Source organism: Paenibacillus melissococcoides (genome assembly GCA_944800085.1).
Taxonomy (GTDB): Bacteria; Bacillota; Bacilli; order Paenibacillales; family Paenibacillaceae; genus Paenibacillus_B; species Paenibacillus_B melissococcoides.
Genome location: CALYLO010000014.1, coordinates 86,983 through 109,984, shown reverse-complemented (window position 1 = coordinate 109,984; position 23,002 = coordinate 86,983). Strand labels below are relative to the sequence as shown.

19 protein-coding genes and 5 pseudogenes are annotated in these 23,002 nt (G+C 54.1%); 7 read left to right on the top strand and 17 right to left on the bottom strand.

Features of this window, described 5'->3' with window-relative positions; translation table 11 throughout:
* Window positions 1–4 precede the first annotated feature (4 nt).
* From OCY70_RS31665 to OCY70_RS31655, 3 genes and pseudogenes are all read left to right on the top strand, one after another.
* Entirely contained in the window at window positions 5–1,600 is a 1,596-nt protein-coding gene (locus OCY70_RS31665; protein ID WP_261948879.1) for an ABC transporter substrate-binding protein, read from the top strand.
* Between the two features lie 118 nt (window positions 1,601–1,718).
* Window positions 1,719–2,550: pseudogene (locus OCY70_RS31660) on the top strand (ABC transporter permease).
* A gap of 44 nt (window positions 2,551–2,594) precedes the next feature.
* Window positions 2,595–3,467 (top strand): annotated as a pseudogene (locus OCY70_RS31655) (ABC transporter permease).
* 58 nt (window positions 3,468–3,525) lie between these two features.
* Here OCY70_RS31655 and OCY70_RS31650 read toward each other — a convergent pair.
* The 11 genes and pseudogenes from OCY70_RS31650 to OCY70_RS31600 all read right to left on the bottom strand — a co-directional run bounded on the left by OCY70_RS31650 (window position 3,526) and on the right by OCY70_RS31600 (window position 11,208).
* Window positions 3,526–3,897: an iron chaperone gene (locus OCY70_RS31650; RefSeq protein WP_213427973.1), complete on the bottom strand. Its 372-nt coding sequence runs from the start codon at window positions 3,895–3,897 to the stop codon at window positions 3,526–3,528.
* A 341-nt stretch (window positions 3,898–4,238) separates the two neighbouring features.
* Window positions 4,239–4,601, bottom strand: coding sequence for a hypothetical protein (locus tag OCY70_RS31645; RefSeq protein WP_249724961.1), 363 nt, complete (start codon window positions 4,599–4,601; stop codon window positions 4,239–4,241).
* 224 nt (window positions 4,602–4,825) lie between these two features.
* Window positions 4,826–5,023, bottom strand: coding sequence for a hypothetical protein (locus OCY70_RS31640; protein WP_213427942.1), 198 nt, complete (start codon window positions 5,021–5,023; stop codon window positions 4,826–4,828).
* A 13-nt stretch (window positions 5,024–5,036) separates the two neighbouring features.
* Window positions 5,037–5,339 (bottom strand): PH domain-containing protein, encoded by a 303-nt coding sequence (locus OCY70_RS31635; RefSeq protein ID WP_249724962.1) that lies wholly within the window; start codon window positions 5,337–5,339, stop codon window positions 5,037–5,039.
* A complete protein-coding gene (locus OCY70_RS31630) occupies window positions 5,255–6,331 on the bottom strand; it encodes a PH domain-containing protein (RefSeq protein ID WP_249724963.1) in 1,077 nt (358 codons plus the stop codon). The genes OCY70_RS31635 and OCY70_RS31630 overlap by 85 nt, the downstream gene beginning before the upstream one ends.
* Complete coding sequence (locus OCY70_RS31625; RefSeq protein ID WP_261948878.1) at window positions 6,274–6,405, bottom strand: hypothetical protein; 132 nt, start codon at window positions 6,403–6,405, stop codon at window positions 6,274–6,276. The genes OCY70_RS31630 and OCY70_RS31625 overlap by 58 nt, the downstream gene beginning before the upstream one ends.
* Window positions 6,398–6,874, bottom strand: a complete 477-nt coding sequence (locus OCY70_RS31620) for a PH domain-containing protein (RefSeq protein WP_213427943.1) — start codon at window positions 6,872–6,874, stop codon at window positions 6,398–6,400. Before OCY70_RS31620 ends, OCY70_RS31625 begins: the two co-directional genes overlap by 8 nt.
* 29 nt (window positions 6,875–6,903) lie before the next feature.
* Window positions 6,904–7,971, bottom strand: coding sequence for a LolA family protein (locus tag OCY70_RS31615; RefSeq protein WP_213427944.1), 1,068 nt, complete (start codon window positions 7,969–7,971; stop codon window positions 6,904–6,906).
* A 15-nt stretch (window positions 7,972–7,986) separates the two neighbouring features.
* The gene (locus OCY70_RS31610; protein ID WP_213427945.1) at window positions 7,987–9,444 is read right to left on the bottom strand and encodes a sensor histidine kinase; all 1,458 of its coding nucleotides are present in this window, start codon (window positions 9,442–9,444) and stop codon (window positions 7,987–7,989) included.
* Window positions 9,441–10,146, bottom strand: a pseudogene (locus OCY70_RS36425) (response regulator transcription factor). Before OCY70_RS36425 ends, OCY70_RS31610 begins: the two are co-directional and overlap by 4 nt.
* 255 nt (window positions 10,147–10,401) lie before the next feature.
* Window positions 10,402–11,208, bottom strand: a complete 807-nt coding sequence (locus tag OCY70_RS31600; RefSeq protein ID WP_249724966.1) for a hypothetical protein — start codon at window positions 11,206–11,208, stop codon at window positions 10,402–10,404.
* Between the two features lie 399 nt (window positions 11,209–11,607).
* Between OCY70_RS31600 and OCY70_RS31595 the strand changes: the two genes are divergently transcribed.
* The 4 genes from OCY70_RS31595 (at window position 11,608) to OCY70_RS31580 (ending at window position 15,787) form a co-directional block, all read left to right on the top strand.
* On the top strand, window positions 11,608–12,309 hold the full coding sequence (locus OCY70_RS31595; protein WP_213427947.1) for a GntR family transcriptional regulator: 702 nt from the start codon (window positions 11,608–11,610) through the stop codon (window positions 12,307–12,309).
* 140 nt (window positions 12,310–12,449) lie between these two features.
* On the top strand, window positions 12,450–13,439 hold the full coding sequence (locus tag OCY70_RS31590) for an ADP-ribosylglycohydrolase family protein (protein ID WP_249724968.1): 990 nt from the start codon (window positions 12,450–12,452) through the stop codon (window positions 13,437–13,439).
* Window positions 13,440–13,501: 62 nt separating this feature from the next.
* Window positions 13,502–14,860, top strand: coding sequence for a purine-cytosine permease family protein (locus tag OCY70_RS31585; RefSeq protein ID WP_213427948.1), 1,359 nt, complete (start codon window positions 13,502–13,504; stop codon window positions 14,858–14,860).
* A 12-nt stretch (window positions 14,861–14,872) separates the two neighbouring features.
* The gene (locus OCY70_RS31580) at window positions 14,873–15,787 is read left to right on the top strand and encodes a PfkB family carbohydrate kinase (protein WP_213427949.1); all 915 of its coding nucleotides are present in this window, start codon (window positions 14,873–14,875) and stop codon (window positions 15,785–15,787) included.
* 385 nt (window positions 15,788–16,172) lie between these two features.
* Here OCY70_RS31580 and OCY70_RS31575 read toward each other — a convergent pair.
* From OCY70_RS31575 to OCY70_RS31550, 6 genes and pseudogenes are all read right to left on the bottom strand, one after another.
* A pseudogene (locus tag OCY70_RS31575) lies at window positions 16,173–17,195 on the bottom strand (glycosyl hydrolase family 18 protein).
* Window position 17,196: 1 nt separating this feature from the next.
* A complete protein-coding gene (locus OCY70_RS31570; protein WP_213427952.1) occupies window positions 17,197–17,469 on the bottom strand; it encodes an S-layer homology domain-containing protein in 273 nt (90 codons plus the stop codon).
* A gap of 406 nt (window positions 17,470–17,875) precedes the next feature.
* A complete protein-coding gene (locus OCY70_RS31565; RefSeq protein ID WP_261948877.1) occupies window positions 17,876–19,237 on the bottom strand; it encodes an MATE family efflux transporter in 1,362 nt (453 codons plus the stop codon).
* 207 nt (window positions 19,238–19,444) lie between these two features.
* Window positions 19,445–20,878: a PTS transporter subunit EIIC gene (locus tag OCY70_RS31560; RefSeq protein WP_261948876.1), complete on the bottom strand. Its 1,434-nt coding sequence runs from the start codon at window positions 20,876–20,878 to the stop codon at window positions 19,445–19,447.
* Between the two features lie 339 nt (window positions 20,879–21,217).
* Window positions 21,218–21,616, bottom strand: a complete 399-nt coding sequence (locus tag OCY70_RS31555) for a glucose PTS transporter subunit EIIB (RefSeq protein ID WP_261948892.1) — start codon at window positions 21,614–21,616, stop codon at window positions 21,218–21,220.
* A gap of 177 nt (window positions 21,617–21,793) precedes the next feature.
* A pseudogene (locus OCY70_RS31550) lies at window positions 21,794–22,687 on the bottom strand (PTS transporter subunit EIIC); the annotation flags it as partial.
* Window positions 22,688–23,002: the final 315 nt, after the last annotated feature.

Sequence of the window (23,002 nt, the reverse complement as noted above, 5' to 3'; positions counted from 1 at the left end):
ATTGATGAAAAAAACGGGTTGGCTATTCGTAACCTGCATGCTGATCCTATCTGTGGTGCTCGCTGGATGTAACAACGGGAAACAAAGCAGTGGCAATGAATCGGAAAGCGGCGGAACACTTATCTATGGAAGAGGAGCTGATTCCACAGCGCTGGATCCAGCCATCACCACAGATGGGGAATCCTTTATTGTCACACATCAAATTTATGAAACACTTGTAAAGTATAAAACAGAAAATACGGAGATCGAGCCAGGACTTGCTGAAAAATGGGAGGTTACTGAGGATGGCTTGACATATACGTTTCACCTGTGGAAAGGCGTAAAGTTTCACGATGGAACGGACTTCAACGCGGAAGCGGTCGTAACCAATTTCCAACGTTGGGCCCAAAGTAAAGACGCAGCCAAATTTGCCTACTATTCTTCCATGTTTGGCGGATTTGAAGGCGATCCCGGTCATGTCATTAAAGAGGTAAAAGCGGAAGACGAGCATACCGTTGTGTTCACATTGAATCGTCCGCAAGCTCCATTCTTGAAAAACTTGGCAATGACCATGTTTGCGATTGCCAGCCCTGAAGCACTAAAGAAATATGGGGGTGATTTCACGAAAAACCCGGTGGGAACAGGGCCGTTCAAATTTAAATCATGGAAAGCGAATGACACGATCGAGCTTGTGAAGAATGAAGATTACTGGCAAGCCGGCCTTCCTAAGCTAGACGGCGTAAAGTTCAAAGTCATTGCTGACAACTCCGCCCGGCTTAATGCCTTGATGAAAGGCGAGCTTGATTTGATGGATGGCCTGAACCCCAGCGATCTAGGTCAAGTAAAAGAAAACAGCAAATTACAAATATTCGAAAGACCGTCGATGAACGTAGGTTACTTTGGTTTCAATACAGAAATGGCCCCTTTTGATAAAAAAGAAGTCCGTCAGGCCATCAGCCATCTCATTAACAAAGAAGCTTTGATTGCTAACTTTTACGAAGGAACGGCAGAACCTGCCAAAAACCCGATCCCGCCATCTATCAGCGGCTATAATGACGACATCGTCGACTATGAATATAACGTTGAGAAAGCAAAAGAATTATTAAAAGCGGCCGGATTGGAAAACGGCTTTGAAATGGATCTGTGGGCAATGCCTGTGGCGAGACCTTATATGCCAGATGGCCAAAAAATAGCAGTAGCGATTCAAGCTGCTTTGAAGGAAGCCAACATCAAAGCAAATATCGTAACGTTTGACTGGGGTACATACTTAGAGAAGGTTCAAGCCGGAGAAGCCCCTGCGTTTATGCTAGGCTGGACCGGAGATAATGGAGATGCCGATAACTTCATCTATACCTTATTGGATAAAGACAATATCGGATCGAACAATTACTCGCGTTACAGCAATGACGAATTGCATGATATCCTGATCGAAGCGCAATCCAATCCTGATGAAGACAAACGTAATGAGCTGTACAAAAAAGCACAGGAAATTATTCATGAGGAAGCGCCTTGGGTTCCTCTGGCTCACTCGAAACCTCAGCTTGCAGGCATTAAAGAAATTCAAGGATTTTTCCCGCATCCAACGAGCAGTCAAGCCTTTACTAACGTATCGATCAATTAATCGGCAGCGAAGGATGCCCGGATTGCGCGCATTCTGGCAATAGCATGGACAATGAGGAGTATGGCTGGATCATGCTCCTCATTTTTTAAAAAGCAGCCTGAAAAAGAGGTGAACCGATTTGTTATCTTTCACCATGAAACGGTTGGGAGCCTTAATTCCGGTGCTTCTGGGAATGGCATTTATCGTGTTCATGATGAACGCCGGTCGCAGAGGAAATTTGGCCTTACTTGGCAGCAACGATTGAACTTGCCGTCATTGCGATGATTATTGCGGTTGTCATCGGTGTAAATGCCGGGATTATTTCAGCTTGGTTCCAAAATTCATGGTTCGATTATGTGGCCATGATTATCGCGCTTATCGGCGTATCGATGCCTATTTTTTGGCTGGGCTTGATGGAACAATACATCGTCGCGCTGAAGTGGGATCTGTTGCCGACGACCGGGCGGGATAATATCCGGGATCCCGTGGAGTCGATCACGAATTTATATTTAATTGATTCGTTATTAAATAGAAGATTTGATCAATTTATCGAGGTGATCCGTCACTTAATCTTGCCTGGTATTGCATTAGCCACGATTCCAATGGCTATTATAGCCCGAATGACAAGGTCCTCCCTGCTTGAGGTGATGCGTTCCGATTTTATCCGCACTGCCCGTGCAAAAGGGATGAGAATGTTCTGGGTGGTGTATAAGCATTCCTTGAAAAACGCGTTAATTCCCGTTGTGACCGTTATCGGTCTGCAGACAGGCATGCTGCTCGGAGGGGCGATATTAACGGAGACCATATTCGGTTGGCCGGGAATGGGCACCTATATTTACAATGCGATTAATTACCGCGATTATCCGGTGATTCAGTCTGGTATTTTAGTCATTGCCTTCCTCTTTATTATGATTAATCTGTTCGTCGATTTGTTGTATGCGGCCATCGATCCAAGAATTAAGTATAAATAGGAGGGAAATGTCATGGCAAAAATCATCAGCAATCCCCCCCCCCGATCGCAGCTCCGCCTGTGAACGAAGATGCCTCCATCTCGCCATGGAAGGATGGGTGGAGAAGTTTTAGGAAAATAAAGCCGCCATTGCTGGTGTAGGCATCGTCATCTTCTTTCTGTTCTTGGCTATTTTTGCAGATTTATTGGCTCCCTACTCCTATGATGCTCAAAAATTATCAGATAAGCATTTAGCTCCGTCGTCAGCGCACTGGTTTGGAACAGACGAATACGGACGGGGATATCCTGAGCAGGATCATTTATGGCGCCCGGCTGTCTTTATGGGTGGGCTTCGTCTCTGTCGCGGGGTCAATCCTCGTTGGGTCGGTTCTAGGCTTGATTGCAGGATATTACGGACGATGGCTTGACATGATTATCTCTAGAATCTTCGAAATATTGCTGGCTTTCCCAAGCATTTTATTAGCGATTGCTATTGTGGCTACATTAGGGCCGTCATTACGAAATGCATTGATTGCCATTGCCATTATCAATATCCCGACCTTTGGCCGGTTGGTCCGTTCCCGAGTGCTGGCTATCAAGGAAGAGGAATTTATTACGGCGGCGAAAGCCATTGGCATGAAAGACGGCAGAGTCATTTTTCACCACATTCTCCCGAACAGTCTGGCCCCTATCATTGTGCAGGGAACGCTGGCCATTGCGACGGCTATCATTGAATGCGCGGCATTGGGATTTCTAGGCTTGGGCGCGCAGGCTCCGGCATCGGAGTGGGGGACCATGCTGGCTGAATCCCGGAACTACATCCTTCAAGCGCCGTGGACCGTATTATTCCCAGGGTTGTCCATCATGTTGACTGTCCTCGGGTTTAATTTAATGGGAGACGGCCTGCGAGATTCGCTTGATCCGAAAATGAAAAGCTAAAGCATATCAATAAGACAGCATTGCAGCGAGTCAGCCAAAACAAGGCTGGCTTTTGAACTTATTTCCGCCAAAAAGTTGAACAGTCTGCCTTATCCAAAATATTAAACTCGATCATTTTCTCAAGTAATGAGAAATCAACCGGACTATCCCACGGGATACGTACCAACTGCTTGGTGTGATCATAGCCAGCCTGCACAATTTCATCAGAAAAATGAATAATCCCTGCCCTCTCAGGGGCAACAGCCAAATGATGTTTGGCTACGCTAAAGCCAATAATAAATGTGCCGTGATCGGTAAACATAGGCTGATTCCACGAAATTTTCGGCCTTAAATTTGGAAATTGCTTAGTTACCCAAGCCAAAACCTCTTCCGTTCGGGCCCGATGCTGCGGGTTATCAATCTGCGCTAAATATTCTGCAAAAACTTCCATGTTGTTCCCTCCAAAAATAAAAATGATGCCGTTCAGAGAAGTTCCTGCAAACCCATTCGTCATTAAAACTCCTCACAGAATCGCTCAGACACGTCTTAAACAACATCTATTTCCAACTATATATTTTTTAGTCAAGTTAGCTGTCAAACACTGATTATGAGGTTGAGACTCTGCCACGACAGGCGCGACCGGCGGGCTAATCTCGATCGGGAAACACCAGCATCCGTTACCCGATCTTTGGAGCATCAGCACTTGCTTCGAAGCGTTATACAAAATAATGCTAGCGCCGCATAACAGCAACGGGTCATGGCTAATACGGCTCCGCATCCTTTTGATGTACTCTAACATGGACTCTCGCCTCCACCCTGCTTCTCCTTCAAGCTTCTTCGAATCTCCTCCTGAACCAATAAGCTCTTCTCTTCCTCCGAAATGGCATCCGCCGCTAATTTTCGGGCGGCCACAGGCACCAGCCATGGGTATACATCTTCATAGGTAATCCCGGATAACTTCGTATACTCCTCCATAAAGACATGGATAATCGATTCTCTTAGCGGTTCGAAAAATTCCAGGACCGTGCTGGGAAGCTCAGATGGCAGAACCCCATGCCTGATCCTAATCATATATTCGGCCAGGTCGGCCTCCGGATTGCCGATCGACGCGTTCATCCAATCGATAACGACCGCCTTGCCATCATTCCGAATCAAGATGTTATTCGGATTCGGATCGCCATGACATAATTGCCGCTTGAGAGGCAGCGATCCAAGAGCGCGATAACCGCCTCTTTCTCGGCCAGAGTTAAATAATCAACACTTTGAATGGAGTATTTCATTGTTACCGCAGTTTTGAGCTTGCTCCAGCACCTGCTTGATCAAAGCGCTCCATAATCGATTCCCCATAGATTCGCTCACACACGATGCCGGGGCGGCCATCAATCATCCACCAGTTCATAAGGCCGGGCCACGGGAAGCCCATACTCCCATGCCATCCGGTTATTGTGGAATTCCCGTCTCATCGCCTCGATGTCCGTATTCGCTTTGGCTACCTTGACGAGTTTGCTATCGTCCTCCCAGGCGAACACCTCAGAGCAACCGCCCTCACCGATCTTGCTCCCAAGCTTGCTATCCATGCGCAACGCTCTCCTATCTTATTTTCTTTCTGCGCCGATACCACGACCAGATCTCTTGCACATCCTGTTCATCCAGGCAGGCCACCGAGAAATCATTCCCGTTCAGCAGATGAGCCTTGAGCGACATCAGACGCTTGCCCTCCTGAAAATACGTCCGCCCCATCTCCAGGGCGACAATTTGCGGGCGCAGCACGTAACAGGTCTTGCGCGCAATGATCCGGTTCCGCACAATTAACTGCCGATCCCGCAGTCCGACGCCGGCGTCGCGGAAGCCCAGCCAGCCGGTGAACAGGAGCGGAGGCAGCAGCGCCAGCACCCAATAGGCGCAGGCTCCCAGGAACCCGTATACGCCAATGAAGGCAAGCGCGAGGAACAGCAGGCGGCAGCGGATATAATACCACCAGGCCCGCCGCGGCGCGCCGTGCTGCACCGAGCCGAGCTCGAAGCCCGGCAGGCAGCGTGACAGCAGCTTCCGTCGCGGACCGGGACGTACGGATGCAGCATCAGCGCTTCCTTCATGTCCGACGAGACGACGCGGACCTCGATCTCGGCATAGCCCAGCGCCTGCCGGAGCAGCCCCTCCTTCACGACGATCGCCTGGGCGCGATCCGGCTTGATCGCATTCATTTTTTTCTCGAACAGCCCGTAGGTGACGACGATGCTCCCGACCCGCTCCTCCGCCGTGAACCCGTAATATTTCACGATATAGAGCAGGGAGGACAGCAGCCAGGCGCCAAGCAGCGCCCCGGCGCCCAGGATCGCGAGCGAGACCGGTCCGGACACGCTCGATTCGATGGCATGCAGCAGTTGGTCCGAGATTCGCTTCGGTACGATCAGCTTCACCATGTCATCGGCGAACGAGAGCAGCCCGGCGAAGAACGCCAGCACCAGCCCGGGATTCACCGTGCTGAGCGCGCCGACGAACAGTTGACCTGCCGGCATGCGGACGAGGGGAAGCGCCCGGGCGCCCTCCGCTTCCGGCCGGCACCCGGCATCGCTGCCTTCCGCCGCGGCATCCTCCGGCCAATCGCGCCCCTGGCTGCGCTGCATGAGGAGGCTGCGCAGCTCCTCCGCCCTCTCCTGCGACAGCGTGGGGAGGACGCCGTCCGACTCGCCGCTTCCGCCCGGCGTCTCGATCTTGAGCTGCGCCATGCCGAAGAGGCGCTGCAGCAGGGGCTGCTCCACCTGCACCGAATGAATCCGGCTGTAATAGATCGTCTTCTCATCCCGGAAGAACAGCCCCTGGCGGATCAGAAGCTTGTCGGCTTCCACCTGATATCGGAAGCGGCGATCAGCAGCAGCGGCCATAGATTCCTCAGCGTTTTAACCAACGAGAACACGATGAACAGCGGATGAAGGCGATGCTCCTGATCCTTATTCATCGTCTTCCACCCTGGCGAGGACGGCGATTCTCTGCTTCAGCGCTTCGGCGTCCGCCGATTTCAAGCCCTGAATCTCATGGGTCGTGGCCGCGGTCACGATGGAGATTTGGGCCAGACCGAACTTCCGCAGCACAGGGCCGCTTGCCTTCTCGACATGCTGCACGCGGGTCATCGGCACGAGCACATATTTCCGGAAAAAAATTCCCGAATGAATCTCCACTTCCTCTTCACGCACCTCATAGCTAAAATAACGGTAAGTCAGAACGGGCGAGAGGAAAATATACCATACGCCCGTCGCCAAAAACAGAACGAAAGCAATCCAGCCCGGATACTTCACCCATCCCTGGATATGGGCCGCGATGGCGTATGCCACGACCACCGCGAAGAGAACAAGATGGGTCACGCATGAGCGAATGCGGGCCACCTTCATGAAGTCCGGATGCAGCCGTCTGGTCGATGCTTCGTTCATAATCCTCCTCCTTGTCGCCTGTACTCTCATCATCGGAGCTGCCCGGCAATCGACAGCACCTGTTCCTTCGTCATGGATTCCGACTCCGGAATGATGGTGTACCGCAGGCCATCCTCATCCCACCAGAGCGAATGAAGGGAGTCGTCGTATAGCCCTGCCTGTCCGCGAACCTGGACCTTCTCCATCCCGTATTCCGTTCCCATGCCCGATCCTTCCGGTGGTGCCGTAGAGACGCTGAGCGTCAGATACGGCTGATCGTCCTTCCAATAATTGAGCGAGATCTCGGTCCGATCGAGGTTTTCTTGCAGGTCGTACATGTAGACTTCCATCAGCTTCACACCGTCCTCCCGACACTGCAGGAAGGTGCCGCCTAGCGCCGCCTCCGCCTGCTCAAGCGTCATCGTCTTTGTCATCATCGAATCGTCCAGATAACGCACGGGAATATCGTCCGGAATATCCAGAGTGAACGTCTCTTCGGTGAAGCGCGGGGACATGTCCAGCTTCGTATAGACGGACTCGGTGCGGAGCGGCCCGCTTTCGAAGACGCTTTTCAGCATCATCCATGTCTTCGGGTCAATCCACAGCTCCAGCCGCTGGAACAGATCGCCCTTCTTTTTCGCAACCGCCTTGAAATGAATCGTATTCCACTCGCCGACCTTCTCTTCGCCCACCGTCTCGAAATCATGGGTGGCCTGCAGCTTCTCCAGCATCTGCTTCATCTGCTCACGCTGCGTCAGCGGCGGGCTGTCCCCCCGCACCGACATGCGGAAGGCTTCGCCTCCCGTCTGATCCCATACGACGAACTGATGCCCGTCGTTCACCGTAACGGTGCTGTCCTTCGCCGACGTCACCTCGAGACGCATCCGATCGGTCTCGCCATCCAGCCATTCCTTCATCAGATAGCTGTCTTTTTGCTTCCCGTTCTCATAGGTGATGCTCAGGCTCTCCCCATAATAGGAGAATGATTCCTTCCCGTTCTCCAGCACCTTGTCCACAATCTGCTCTCCCGACAGGTTGAACCCCAGATTGCTCTGACACCCGCTCATCAGGAAGCTGCAGGCGAGCCATATGCATAATCCGGTGCGAATTATCCTCATCACGGAACCTCCTCATTATCGGAACCGGCAAGCTACAAGCGTGCCGAATGATGCCTCTGACCATATCCGAATGTCCCCGTCATGCTTCTCCACGATCATCTTCGCGATGCTCAGGCCCAGCCCCGAGCTGCCGGCATGCGCCTTCGTCCGCGACGAATCCGGCTGATAGAAGGGCGTGAACAGCCGTTCCATCTGTTCGGCCGGAATGGCCGCCCCTTGATTCTGCACGAGCAGAATCAGGCGTTCCCCCCGCCAAGCCTGCACCTCGTCCAACATCGTCGGAAAAATCCAGTCCGGCAGCGGCTGAGACGGCGAATAGGCTCCAAGCCAGATCGAGCGTCCGCTGTCCGTATAGCGGATGGCATTGCCCATCAGATTATCGGCCAGCCGGATCATTTGCTGGGCGTTCATATAGTAAGAGCCCGAGACCGCGCAGTCGGTCACGAGCCGGATGCCGCGCTGGGCGCACAATCCGTCATAGCCCGAGAAAAGCATCTCGAACAGCTCATCCCCGTCGACCTCGACCCGCTCCTCCAGCTTCTCCGACGATTTCAGCGCCGTATACATCGTCAGATTGTCCAGCATGCGCCGCATATGCGCAATCTTGTCGAAGAGAACGGCATAATAGTCGCTTTTCTCCTCCTCCGACAGATCCCCTTCCTGCTGCAAGGCCTCGGCATAGGCATGAAGCGAGGTCAGCGGCGTCTTCAGATCATGGGACAGCGCGGCCACCATATACTCCCGCTCCCGCTGCTGTTCCGCAATATGCTCGCGGGCGCACTCGATCTGGGCGCGCATCTCTTGGAAGCGGCCGATAAGCTCTCCCACCTCATCCCTCGCCCGATGGACCGGATTCGGCACGGCCTCGCCATTCGCGAAGGCGGCCATCTGTCTCATAAGCCCCTGCATCGGACGAATCAGCTTGCGGTGGATAGCGAAGATCGCGGCCGCATACAGCAGGAGGAAGAAGAGAACCCAGCCGCCGGCCACGATCAGCGTCCGGTTCTGGAAGGCCTCCAGCCATTGATCGCGGACGAGCGTAATCTCGTAGAAGCCGGCCAGCTTCTCCTGGTCGAATACCGGTTTCTTGAGCGTGTAGGCCCGATGGGATTTGCGCATGTCATACAAATGCTCGTACAGCACCTCCGGCCGGACCCGGTACAGCTTCGGCGTCAGACTGTCCGCCATCGATGAAAATACCGTGACGCCGTCTGCCCGGTAGAGCGTAATCTTGAGCGAGTCGCTCGCCTTCCGCTGCAGCGCGGCGAACCGTTCGTCCGGCTGCACCCGGTACAGCGACACATCCTGCAGCAGCGGCTCGATCTCGGCCAGGCGGCCGGTCACCTCGATATATTCCTTCAGTTCCTGGCGTTCGTCATAAGTATGGATAAGCTGATAGAACACATATCCGGCCAAGACCGGGAGCAGCATGACGACGAGGAAGCATAGCATAAGCCAATGCTTGATCTTCATGGCATGAATTCACCGATAAAGCGGTACCCTGTTCCCCATACCGTCTGAATATACCGCGGTTCGCGAATATCCTCGCCCAGCTTGGTGCGGAGGCTCTTGACGTGAACCGATACCGTGTTGTTCCCCTCGATATTGACCTGATGCCATACCTGCTCGTACAATTCCTTCTTGGAAAAAGCGCGCTGCGGATGCTGAGCCAGCAGCTGCAGCAAAGCCCATTCCTTCGCCGTCAGCGAAATCGGCTCCTCCTCCAGCGTGACGAGCTGGCGATCCTCGTCGATGACGAGCCCCCCCTCATACTTTTTGAGACGGGGCAGCTCCCCCTTCGCTCGAGTAGCGGCGGAAGCGCCGCAGATGCGAGCTGATGCGGGCCGACAGCTCGGACAAGCTGAACGGCTTCGTAATATAATCGTCTGCGCCCAGCTCCAAGCCCCGCACCTTGCTCTCATCCTCCTGGCGGGCGCTAATGATGAGCAGCGGCACATTGCTGCTGAGGCGGATATTGCGGCACAGTGTATAGCCGTCCATCTCCGGAAGCATCAGATCGACCAGGATCAGATCGAACGAGCCGGTATGGTAGTCCTCCCATCCTTCCGCCCCGGTGGAGGACCACGTTACTTTATAGCCTTGTCTGCGCAAATGATCCTGAACAATGCGCGCAATCTCTTTATCATCTTCAACAAGCAGCAGGTGCGCTGGCATATCCATCTCTCCTTGCCTTCTTGCTTTATCGTAAGTATATCGTTCTGGCACGAACGCCTTCTTATTTTTAAACATTCTTTATAATCATACCGCAAACGGCCTCCATAGTGGATGCGTAAGCTTGGATTTCATTCCTGATTCCGGCAGCTTCCCGCGGAAGACAGCATCCGCCGGAACGCCAATGGCCGCCCGGACTCTTCGCCGGGCGGCCATTGCGTAATCGAGCTATCTTATTCCGCTTAACATCAAAACCTCTTAAATATCTTTCAAGTAGGTCTCCGTTCGGTATTGTTCGTCCAATGTCAAGAAAGAAATACCTTCAAAAAACAATGCTTTTGTCTGTCTGCCCGTGACATCATCCCATACCGAACGGGCCCACAAATGATCTTTAAACGCAACCTCGTTGCTTTCATCGCCCCGGAAAAATAAATCATGCAGCGGAACCGTTAATGTCCGGACGGCCCCCGGAGCATCGTCGGATAAAATGTAAGAGAATTGAACATCTCCCGTAAAATAGCTTAGGCTCTTTATTTTATAAGTAGCAGGGGATGCATACACATTGGAAATCAACGTCCCCTGGGACATTGGCCGCAATTTGGCCGATGCGGAGGAGTTGGTGGAGAAAGTTACCGTTTTGGCATCAGACGTCCCGCTTTGATTGGAATTCGTATATTCATACGACAGTTCACCGCCAAATTCTGTTCCATTCCCGAGTAATTTTGTGCTTACTTTGAAAGTAGCTTTAGCGCCCGCTTTATGGCTATGGGTAATCGATTTCGTCAGCGTGGAAGCGTTGGACACGGTATGCGTAAAAGTATGCGATACCGTCAGTTCTTTGTCAGAACTCGGATTAAAGGCATCATGCTGTAATGTTTGGATCAATTTCTCTGGCCCTCTTTGCACCAGTTCCATCTGAACATCATAGCCCGGGACAACGCCTTGTTCTTCCACATTGATTAATTTCACGTCCAGCACGTCCACTCTGACGCTCGGATGCAGCCCGTTATGAACCCAGCGGACATAGTTGGGAATTACTTTTCTTGCCGATTGCTCGATATTCACAACCTGCTTCGACTGGTAGTTGGACAATTGGATTTGGTCATTGCCGGCTGCGGAAATATTCCCTGTCGGCAGTAGAACGGAAACACTTACGATCATGATTGCAGTAAGAAGTTTAATTTTGTATTCATCAAATCATCTCCTCATCCTTACAAAGTTAAATTATCTGCTCCAATAGTTGCACCTTGCCCGCATCTTTCTTATTCGATTTTTTTCATGATTTACGCCTCCCCCGTGAACATAATTTCACGGTAACATGAATTTCCTCCCAATATGAAATAAGGATTGTTATATTATGTTTCGATAATATGGCGCCAGCGTGGAGACAAATGTAACTGTCGAACCAGCTCCGCTATGATACACTGCTTGTACGTACAACCGGACAGGAGGAAGGAGGCTTGCATGCTTAACCGCAATGACTATACTCCCCTATATGTGCAGTTACAGCGGATCATTAGACAAGATATTATTCGCGGGAAGTATAAGGAAGGGGACATGATTCCTTCCGAGGCGCAAATGTTGAAGCTCTACGGCGTCACAAGGACGACCATCCGCAAAGCGATATCGGATCTGGTCAATGAGGGCCTGTTAAGGCAGGTGCAGGGAAAAGGCAACTTTGTATGCCTCCGGGAAGTGAAGCATAATATTTGGAACTTCAGCGGCTTTACCGATTATGTGACGAAGAAGAATGAAACTCCCGTCTCGAAAGTATTGGAGCAGCGCATCATAACGCAGGATGGACGGGAATGGATGAAGCTGGTTCGCGTAAGAGGAATCAAGAACAAGCTGTCCACCCTGTGGCTAACGATAGATACATCATTGGTTCCGCTGTCCGTTTTTCCGGGCATTGATCAGTATGATTTCGCGCAGCAATCGCTCTATACCATAATGAAGCAGCAATACAAGACGGTTCCCAAGCATGCGCTCCTCCAGATTGAACCGATTAGGGGAGACAGGAGCACGCAAGAACTGCTGGCTTACGAAGAGGACATCCCGCTGCTGCAAGCAAATGGAACCGTTATCAGCGAAGACGAGGCCGAGATCGAACAGGTGCAGGTCATTTATGGGCCCCATATGAACTTCAAAATTGTCACCAGCATTTGAACGCGGACGGACAGACATTTCGTCTGCTCCCTTCTCGATGCGAAGGACAAGCAGAGCACTTTTTTTCATTCCGGCTTGTATCGGGTTGTACGTATAACCGGATAAGGTGAAGGTGTGAATACAGTGAGGTGGAGATGGTGATGATGAGGCAAAAGATTGCCGGCGCTCTATACGGGATGGCCATCGGCGATGCGATGGGCATGCCCTCGGAGCTGTGGGCGAGAAGCAAGGTCAAGGACTACTTCGGCAAAATTACCGATTTTCTCGACGGGCCGCCAGAAAACGAAGTAGCCTGCAATTTTACGAAAGGACAGTATACGGATGATACGGCGCAGGCGTTATTGATTTTGGATGCGCTCATTGAAAATCAGTTTGTTCCCGATACCTCCAGAATTGCCCGGCATCTGTTGGAATGGGCCGATCGAATCGGCGCCTTCGACAACAATATTCTCGGGCCGAGCTCCAAGGCCGCCTTGGGAGCGATCAAGGAGGGCCGGGACCCCGGGCCCTTCACATCCAGGGCGGAGACGAACGGCGCGGCCATGCGCATCGCTCCGATCGGATGCCTGTTCAGCCGGGAGCGGAAAGCGGAATTGGCCCAATATGTCTATGATATCAGCAAAGTGACGCATACGACCGATGTCGCCGTGAGCGGCGCGGCGATGGTTGCCGCGGCCGTCAGCTCAGCGCTGGAGGATCAGGATTGGGATACGATGATGCAGGATGCGCTCGAAGCTTACGATATCGCGCGTCACCTCGGAGCCGCCACCTATAGCGCATCGTTGGCCGAGCGTCTGAAGCTGGCGCTTCAATACGCGAAGCAATACGGGCACGACGAAGAGCGGTTCTCCCAAAAAATATACGACGTGATCGGAAGCGGCGTCTTGACGAGCGAGTCGGTGCCTGCGGCGATGGCGATTGCTTACTACGCCAGGGACCCTCATCGCTGCAGTCTGTTATGCGCGAATCTGGGCGGAGATACGATACAATCGGGGCGATGGCGACCGCCATTTGCGGAGCCAAGGCCGGGATCGATGCGATCGATCCGCTGTGGATTCAACGAATCGACGAGAGCAATTCCGCCGATTTCCATCATTACGCGAATCAGCTTCTTTCCCATAGAGACATGAACTGAAGGAAGTACGCACATCTAATGCTTGTCTAATAATTGCATACAATGGGAGGAATTGTAATGAACACCCCGGAATCTTCGGCATTTGTTCCCGCTGAGGACAGAAAAGGAACCCCCAAGGAATTGTTTTTCATTTGGTTTGCCGGCAACATTGGAATTTTGGGTGTCGTCTATGGCGCCATGATTGTCGGATTTCAATTAAGCTTCCTGCAATCCCTGCTGGCGGCGGCCGTCGGGGCGCTCTCTTTCGCCTTGGTAGGCTATCTGAGCTTGGCCGGAAGAGATGCGGGCACGACGACCTTCGTGCTGTCCAGAGCCGCCTTCGGCTTCAGAGGCAATTATATTCCGACATTTATGGGTTGGATTAACCTGGTCGGCTGGCTCGCGGTCGGCGTCGTGACCGGAACATTGACGCTATTGGCGCTGTTCAGCGTGTTCGGCATCGGATCCAATTCATTGTTAACGCTGATCTGTTTGCTGGTCTTCGCCGCGCTCATCATCGGCTCCAGCATGTTCGGCCAAGAAGCGCTCGTCAAAATCCAAACCTTTTTCACCTATGTCTTTGGCGGATTGACGCTTCTCGTCCTGCTGATCCTGATTCCGAAAACAAATTGGACGGAATTGATGAGTATGAGCAACGGCAACTGGTTAACGGGCTTCCTGCCCGCGGTATCGATCATTATGGCCGGCACCGGGATTAGCTGGTCGATCGCTTCGGCCGACTATAGCTGCTATCAGAAGCCGGATCAATCATCCCGCTCCAACGTCACCCGCGTCACGTTCGGGGCGTTCATTCCGTTGTTCGTCATCATGAGCGTCGGCGTGCTGATGAGCACTTCGGTGCCGGACTTGGCGGTCTCGGCCAACCCGATCGAGGTCATCAGCCAGGCGCTGCCGCGCTGGATGACGGTGCTTTACTTTGTAACCGCTCTGGGCGGCTTGATTCCGCAATGCATTATCGGTTTGAAAACGGCGCGGGTCAACCTGGAAACGTTGAATATTCAAGTGAAAGATTCCACATCGATCATCATTCACTCGCTGTTTCTGATTTTGATTCCGATATACACCCTGTTCGTATCCGAGGATTTCATGGGCAACTTCCAGACCTTCCTGGGCTTGCTCGGCATCGGCATGGCGGCGTGGGCGGCGATCTTCCTCATCGACTATGTCAAAATCCGAAAGACAGCAGGGTACGACCCGCGTCTGCTCACGGATCCGGGCTACAACAAGGTCAATTATCGCGGGGTATCCAGTTGGTTGACCGGGGTCCTCGTCGGGTTCCTGTTCACGAATTCGCCGTTTTTCGATGGGCCTTTTGCCAAAGGCATGTTCCAGGACAACAGCCTGGGCGTACTCCTGGCCTTCGCCGCAGGCGCGATTGTCTATTCTATACTGTTGACCGTTACCGCCCGGAAATAGGAGGGAATCGAAGTGTCTGATCGGATAGCTCGACTGAAGAATACGCCCAGCGACGCGAAAGTGCTCGTGCTCGGCGCCGCCGTTATCGATGTGATTATCCAACTGGATTCGCTGCCCCGAACCGGAGACGATGTCTCGGCCGAGCATCGGGAAACCCTTGTCGGCGGGTGCGCCTACAATGTAGCCCATATTTTGAAGCAATTGCAGGTCGGTCACGATCTGTTCGTCCCCGTAGGGGCAGGCGCCTATGCGGACATGATCAGGAAGCAGCTGCTGGCCGACAGCTACCCGCTGCTCATCGAAGAGGATAGCGGCGATAACGGCTGGAATCTGTCGATTGTCGAGCAGGACGGAGAACGAACGTTCATTACGATCCCTGGAATCGAGACGAAATGGAAGCCCGCTTGGTTCGAACAGCACAGCCTGGAGCCATATGATTATATCTACTTGAGCGGCTACGAACTGGAGGGGCCTTCCGGCTCGGTCATTCTGGACGCGTTGGGCGCGAGACAAGCATCCTGCCGGATCATATTCGATCCGAGCCCAAGAGTGGCGTATTTGGATCGGGAGACGCTGCGGCGCGTGCTCGGGATGAATACGATCCTGCATTTGAACCGCGCGGAGCTAAGCGGATTAACGGGCAAACAGGAGCTGCATGACGCCGTTCAGGAAGCGTACCGGCAAACCGGCCAGCCCGTCGTAGTGACCCTGGGCCAGGACGGCACGCTGCTCTGCACATCGGAAGGAAGCGAAATATTGCCTGCCCGCCAAGTAACCGTCGTCGATACGATCGGAGCCGGCGATTCGCATACGGGCGCCTTCATCGCCGGCCTCGCCAGCGGATGGCCGCTCGGGGAGGCCTGTCTGCTCGGCAACGACATTGCGGGGCAGGTCGTGCAGCAGCAGGGAGGCAGATGGAGCTTATAGCTTGATGGAGTGGCAGCCGGCCCGGCGCAAGCCAGCAGCGAAACCAGCGGCGGCGGGAGGTTGACGCGGCGAATCCTGCATTTATACAGGATTTTACACTATCTCCGCCAATTTTCGATGCAATTCCTGTAAAAAGCGCATCATTCTCGCCGATATTTGCTTTCCATCCCTAGGTATGGCTTCAATTGATGCCGTTTTGCAGGATTACGATAACGGAGGAAATGTCGCAAGCAGAAAACTGTAGTTTTGCAGCTTTTTCGGGAAGCCGCGCTGTCTGAAAGCAGGATGGGGCTGTCACCACTGTAGTTTAACGCTACGGATGGGACAGCCCCTTCCGCTATCGAAGGCGTATCGGCCTACTCCTCGGTAAATTCGATCGTCATCGTCACGACATGGTCGTGTCGGATTGGTAAGCGCCTCTGAGCGATTGGTAGAGCGCATCGACCAATACCCCGGATGGGTCGTGACTGTATTCCCACAGCATGACGCCGCCCAGGTCATGCTCCAGCACATAGTTCCCTTTGGCCGCTGCGGAATCCGGATCGTCATACGTCAGCCACGTGCTGCCGTCGAACAGATACGGCGCTTGAGCGGCTTCATCCCAGTACCTGGTGTAAGCGAGCTTCCCGTAGGTGCTGCTCGTGACGGTATATTCCGTGAGCACTTCCCTATAGCTCGGCGTCAGCCAGCTCGGGGCAGCCCGCTGCCCGAGGCCGTTGTTCTCCGCCGATTGCACATCGGTCCACATATGGGCATAGAACGCCGCTCCGAGCACGAGCTTGGCGGCCGGCACGCCGTTGGACAGATACAGCTTCACGGTCGCATCCCCGCTCAGCCCAGGGCCGTACAGATTCGTATGATGCGCCGCCGTGTTCATCCAGCCGCCGGAGTAGTCTTACGTCATCAGCATGATACTGTCCAAATACGGATGAATCTTCTCGATCTCGACGCCGTTCAAATACGTCCGCGTCGATCCGACCGCGACGGCCAGCTCATAATATTTGCCGTCGGCCGCCCCCTTTGCGTCGAGCTGCTTCCGGAACTCTTCCAGCAGCAGCGTGAAGTTCTGCTTGTCTTCCGGCTGGTCCTCGCCTCCTCTGAGCTTGCTCTGCAATGCGCGGTCCAGGAACCTGACCGCCTCGGCCCGCGTCATCTTCGCCGCAGGGCGAATCGTATCGTCGCTATAGCCCTTGAGCCATCCGGCGGCGGCCATCACGCTGACGGCGTCCCTGGCCCATGACGCGATCTCCTTATGATCGGTGAAGGAGCTAAGATCTCCCTTCGGTGAATCCGCCGGCAGCAGCCGGTTCAGCATGACCCCCGCCTCTTGCCTGCTGACCGGAAGAGATGGGCGGAACGTGGCGTCCGAGAAGCCGGCCGCGAACCCGGCCTTGACCGCCCTCCTCACTTCATCGTATTCCCAAGAGGAAGCGGCAACGTCCGTAAACGAAATGTCGTCCATGGGCCGTGAACGGGAAGGCCCGGTTGATCAGCGCGGCGAACTCCGCGCGCGACACGGCCCGGTTCGGCTGCAAGGAACCGTCGGCATAGCCGCGAAGCAGTCCCTTCTCCTTCCACTCCGTCATCGCCTTTTCCGCCCAATGGCCCTCGATGTCTTGAACGCGAGCCGGCGCAGCCAACGCCGCGGCAGCCGAAGACAAGGCCATGATAATGCCTAGCATGAGCGCAGTATTTTTCGGGCGCGGCCCCATTTAAGCGTTTTTATTTCCCCCCCCCCATAGACGTTGTGATTCCAGCATGCAGAATAGCCTGAACAATCACGAATGCGGGTTGAAGATGAAGGAGAATGGATGCGGCGGAAGATGTGCGGTACAGCTAGAAGCGCGGCGAAGCTTGAACTGCCAGGAGATACGGCATACAGCGGCGGTTATATCGGTGCTCTCCCCCCCTCACGGAGCCTGCCGGGAAGCACGGTGATCATGGCAAATCTCGGCAATCCCATTATATTTCTTTCTTCCGCGTTTGGCAGGGATATTATTGGATAAATGAGGGATAATTTCCCATGATCATTCACCCGCAACAGACAACTGCCGCCTTCCCCTTCCAGGAGACGGCGGCAGCCATTCCTTACATTCCCGCGGCATGCTCGGCCGGTGCGGACTTCCGGATCGTGATTCCGCTCCAATCGGTGCGGTAGAACCGCACCATGAGCGAGATGCCCAGCACCATCAAATACAAGTACAGCGACAGCCATGCGCCAATGCTGCCCCATTCGAACACATAAATGAACAAATAAGCCAGCGGCACGAAAATAAACCAGCTTGTCACGAGCGACGCGCGCATCAGGAAGGTCGTATCCCCGATTCCGCGCAGGGCGCCGGCGTAGAAATTGTACAGCGCATCGAACAACTGCAGGAACGCCGACGTCATAATCAGAATTCCGGCCAGATGGAACACTTCCGGTTCGGTGCTGTTGTACAGCCGGGCGATCGGCTCCGCGAAGACAAATTCCGCCGCGCCCAGCAGCAGAATGAAGATCGAGCCCATAATCGCGACGTCCGTTCCGGCCCGCCGGCCCTTGAGCGGCTCGCCGCGCCCGACCTCCTGTCCGACCATGATCGTCGCCGTCGCGCCGAAGGCGAAGGCCGGCATAAAGCCGAAGGCCATCACATTCAAGGCAATCTCGTTGGCCGCCAGGGCGGTCGTGCCCAGCCGGGCGACGAACATCGTGAAGATGAACATGGAGAGGCTCATCGAGAATTCCTGCAGGCCCAGCTTGAAGCTCTCCCCGCCCAGCTCCTTCACCTCGGACGCGCGGGGGCGTACCCCGATCCGCGTATGGAACTGCTTATGCTTCCCGACGAAGAAGACGAACAGCGCCAGCACGAAGCCAACCGCTTCCCCGGCCATAATCGCATATCCCGCTCCGTTCAGCCCCAATTCCGGCAGGCCGAAATGCCCGAACGTCAGCGCGTAGACGAGCGTTACAATCGTCACATTGCTGACGATGGACAGAATCATCGACGTGCGGGTGTCCCCGACGCCCCGCAGGAAGCCGTGCAGCGCGAACGAGACGATACCGAAGGCCTGCGCAATAATCCGCAATTGCAAATAATAAGTGCCCTGATCCGCAATCTCCTTCGAGCCGGTCGTGAGCCACAGAATCTGGTCGGAGAAAAAGATGCCGATCACGAGCAGCAGCAGCCCGACCAACGCGCTGATATAGAGCGCGATATAGGTGCGCCGGATGCCGTTACCCATATCATTGGCGCCATAGTTCTGCGCGACGAGATAGTTGACCGTATGCCCGATCCCGGAGAACAGGGCGAACGCATTGTAAATGATAATATTGACCACCCCGACGATCGCAATGACAATCGCGCCGAGATGGCCAACCATGATCAGATTGATCGTGCCGACGACCGTCTGCGTCGCGAAGGAGAGCAGCGACGGGATCGCCAGCAGCAATATATTTTTCCAGTTTTTCACGTGATGGACCACCTTTTGCTCATGACAGCCGACAGTCCGTTCATGAGGCCGAGTTCATCATCGGCAGGCTGCGGCCGCCCATGAAGGCTTGACATCCAACCTATCGCCTTTTCCGTCAAGCGGATCTATGTTACCAGATTTCTCCCTTGCTTGGCTATAAAAAAATCAGGCCCCCCGCGGGCGGGAGACCTGACTCTATTCGCAGCTTTACAGCTTCTTCATTTCTTCCTTCAGCAGCTCGGACTGCGTGCCGAAGACGACCTGCACATTGCCTTTGCCCAGGCGCATGACGCCGGCGGCGCCTTGCCCCTTCAGCCCCTTCTCGTCGACGAGCGACTCATCCTTCAGCGTCAGCCGCAAGCGGGTGATGCAGGCATCGAGGGAGGTGATGTTATCCTTGCCGCCGATCAGCTCCATCACTTTGACGGCTTTATCGTGCAAGCTCGAAGTGGCTGCACCATTCTCTTCTTCCTCGGAAGCCTCGGCGTCATCCTCCCGTCCCGGCGTCTTCAGGTTCAGCTTCACGATCATGAAGCGGAACAGGAAGTAGTAGACGGCGAAGTAGACGAGTCCGATCGGAATGAGCAGCAGCGGCTTCGTCGCAAGGCCGAAATTCAGCGCGTAGTCGATGAAGCCGGCCGAGAAGCCGAATCCGTGCTTGATGCCGAGGGCCGCCGTAATGACGCCGGACAAGCCGGCCAGCAGCGCATGCACCACATACAGCACCGGCGCCACGAACATGAAGGCGAATTCAATCGGCTCGGTAATACCCGTCAGGAACGAAGCGATGGCGACGCTGACGAAGGCGGAAGACACGAGCTTGCGCCGTTCCGGCTTTGCCGTATGAATAATCGCCAGCGCGGCGCCCGGCAAGGCGAACATCATAATCGGGAAGAACCCGGTCATGAACAAGCCCGCCGTCGGATCGTGGTGGAAGAAGCGCGCAATATCGCCGCGGTACACCTCTCCCGCATACTCGAACGATCCGATTTGGAACCAGGCGACGTTATTGATAATATGGTGCAAGCCCGTCGGAATGAGCAGCCGGTTGACGACCATAAAGATGCCGGAACCAATCGCTTCCAGACTGACGACCCAGTTCCCGAACGCGTCGATCGCTTGTTGAATCGGACCCCAGATAATGGCGACCGGAATCCCGATCACGAGAATCGACAATGAAGTAACGATCGGAACGAAACGTTTGCCCCCGAAGAAGCCAAGCCAATCCGGGAGCTTGATATCATGATACCGTTTGTACATGAACGCCGCGAGACACCCTGTCATTATCCCGCCAAGCACGCCCATATCGAGCACCAATTCATCCGGAATAAATGCGAATACATTTGGCGTCGTGGCCAAAACCTGCTGCAGGATGACATGCGCAATGACGGCAGCCAATGCTGCGACCGCATCGCCGGCCAGGCCGATCGCTACGCCCACGGCAAAAATGAGCGGCAGTTGCTTGAAGATCGTATCGCCGCCCGCCAGCAAATATGGCGCGACGTACTGGTTCATGAAGCCGCCGACCGTAGCGCCAAAATGAAACTCATTGATATAATCGATGGCGCCGAAGCGCAGCAAGATGGATGCTGCAGGCAGTGTTGCGACCGGCAGCATGAGGGCACGGCCAATTTTCTGCAAAAGCCTAGCATAGAAGGTATCCTCCTTTAGAGAGTTAGTTAAAGTATGGATTAAAGGTTGAAGAAATATTCTCCAACCCGTCATCACCGTAATTCGCCACGCCGGCGGCCCGGCATCGAAAAAAGGCATGAGCCTGCAGCAAGACACACCCGCGCGAGCGGATGGTCCCGGGCAAGCTCATGCCTAGTCGAACTAGTAACACGCTTGAGACGATATGATGTTCTATCTTATTCGGTATCCCGGCGGATTAGACGATTCAACCGCAGCGCGCTATGGGCCGCATCGGATTCCGGGACTCCGGATGAGGATCACCGGGCTCTTCTGCGGTGTCGGGAGTTCTTACGATTCTCCCATATATTCCTCGATTTCGTTTTTGATAATCGTGACCTGCGGCCCGTAAATGACCTGAACGCCGTTGCCTTTCACAATGACGGCTTTGGCTCCGGTTTCCTTCAGCTTATCCTCCTGAACGCCATCCACCTGGAACACCGAGACGCGAAGTCGCGTGGCGCAGCAGTCCAAATCTTTAATATTGTCCTGTCCGCCAAGCGCCTGAACCACGGCCTTGGCTCTCGCCTCGCCGGCAGACGCCTCTTCCGTGGACGCTTCCCCGTCCTTGGCCGCTCCGCCCTCCGCTTCTTCCTCGCGGCCCGGCGTTTTCAAGTTGAATTTGACAATCAAGAACCGGAACGTGAAGTAGTACAAGCAGAACCAGACGGCGCCGATGACCGGAACCATCAGCCAGTTGGTCTTGGCTTGACCTTGCAGCATCCCGAAGAGAATAAAATCAATCAAGCCTCCGGAGAAGGTCTGCCCGATCGTAATCTCGAAAATATGCGCCAGCATGAAGGCCAAGCCGTCAAAAAACGCATGAATGACATACAGGAACGGCGCGATGAACAAGAACGAAAATTCCAGCGGCTCCGTAATTCCGGTCAGGAATGATGTCAGCGCGGCGGACAGCATCAGACCGAAGACCACTTTCTTTTTCTCCGGCTTGGCGGTGTGATAAATCGCCAATGCGGCGCCCAGCAAGCCAAACATCATCGTAATAAAGCGGCCGGACATAAACCGCGCCGTGCCAATGAAAAATTTCTCCGTGCTCGGATCCGCCAACTGGGCGAAGAAAATTTTCTGCGTTCCTTCAACCAATTGCCCGCCGACTTCCATCGATCCTCCGAGCCCCGTCGTCCAGAAAGGCATGTAGAAGATGTGATGCAAGCCCAGCGGTCCAAGCAAACGCAGGATGAAGCCGTAGAGCAATGTGCCGATATAGCCGGTCGCTTCCACCAGCCCGCCCGCTTGGAAAATAACGGACTGAATCAACGGCCAGACGAAGTACATCGCGACCCGCCGAAAAAGCCCAAAAACTGCGGCAATTGAATTTTATTATAACGATTATGAAGAATCGAGGTGACCAGACCGATAATGACGCCGCCGAACACGCCGGTTTCCAGCGTCTGAATGCCCAGAATCATGCCTTGGCCCACAGAAGCGAGATTATCCGCCGCCAGGTTGCCTGTAATGACAAGCATGGCGCTAATCGTCGCGTTCATGACCAAGTAAGCGAGCCCGGCCTGGCCCGGCCGTTCCTTTGTCCGCCCGGGCCAGGCCGACGGCTACGCCGATCGCGAACAGCAGCGCCAGGTTGGCGAACACGATGCTGCCCGCGCTGCTCATAATCGTAAAGACGTGCTGCAGCCAAGGCACATCCAGGAACGGATAGGTGCTGACCGTATTCGGATTGGACAGCGCCCCGCCGATACCCAACAAAAGTCCTGCAGCAGGAAGGACCGCAATAGGGAGCATAAATGATTTGCCAAATCGCTGCGCTTTCTCAAAGAAGTTGTTCATCCTTTATATTCCCTTTTTCAACAGAGTGTAGTTGCTTTCTTGGGAGTAGTATGAACTTGCGATCAGGTTCCCGCTAATGAACTGCAATGATTCAAGGATATAATGGGTAAAATCAATACAAGTATGGATTAAAGGCGGAAGAAATATTCACTAGCCTGTATATCGCCCCGCTTCGCCTCCGTGATTTCCCGGATAGCGAAAAAAGGCATGAGCCTGCAGCAGAACGACATCCGCGCAAGCGGATGGGCCCGGGCAAGCTCATGCCTAGTC

Coding starts and splice junctions, on each gene's coding strand:
- OCY70_RS31555 (WP_261948892.1), bottom strand. CDS start 21,616: ATGGTTCCGGTCATCGGCGCCGTCTGGTTCTGCTTGTACTACTTCACG.
- OCY70_RS31620 (WP_213427943.1), bottom strand. CDS start 6,874: ATGAACGAAGCATCGACCAGACGGCTGCATCCGGACTTCATGAAGGTG.
- OCY70_RS31570 (WP_213427952.1), bottom strand. CDS start 17,469: ATGCTAGGCATTATCATGGCCTTGTCTTCGGCTGCCGCGGCGTTGGCT.
- OCY70_RS31650 (WP_213427973.1), bottom strand. CDS start 3,897: ATGGAAGTTTTTGCAGAATATTTAGCGCAGATTGATAACCCGCAGCAT.
- OCY70_RS31615 (WP_213427944.1), bottom strand. CDS start 7,971: ATGAGGATAATTCGCACCGGATTATGCATATGGCTCGCCTGCAGCTTC.
- OCY70_RS31640 (WP_213427942.1), bottom strand. CDS start 5,023: ATGGATAGCAAGCTTGGGAGCAAGATCGGTGAGGGCGGTTGCTCTGAG.
- OCY70_RS31610 (WP_213427945.1), bottom strand. CDS start 9,444: ATGAAGATCAAGCATTGGCTTATGCTATGCTTCCTCGTCGTCATGCTG.
- OCY70_RS31585 (WP_213427948.1), top strand. CDS start 13,502: ATGAACACCCCGGAATCTTCGGCATTTGTTCCCGCTGAGGACAGAAAA.
- OCY70_RS31630 (WP_249724963.1), bottom strand. CDS start 6,331: ATGGCCGCTGCTGCTGATCGCCGCTTCCGATATCAGGTGGAAGCCGAC.
- OCY70_RS31625 (WP_261948878.1), bottom strand. CDS start 6,405: ATGAATAAGGATCAGGAGCATCGCCTTCATCCGCTGTTCATCGTGTTC.
- OCY70_RS31590 (WP_249724968.1), top strand. CDS start 12,450: ATGATGAGGCAAAAGATTGCCGGCGCTCTATACGGGATGGCCATCGGC.
- OCY70_RS31665 (WP_261948879.1), top strand. CDS start 5: ATGAAAAAAACGGGTTGGCTATTCGTAACCTGCATGCTGATCCTATCT.
- OCY70_RS31595 (WP_213427947.1), top strand. CDS start 11,608: ATGCTTAACCGCAATGACTATACTCCCCTATATGTGCAGTTACAGCGG.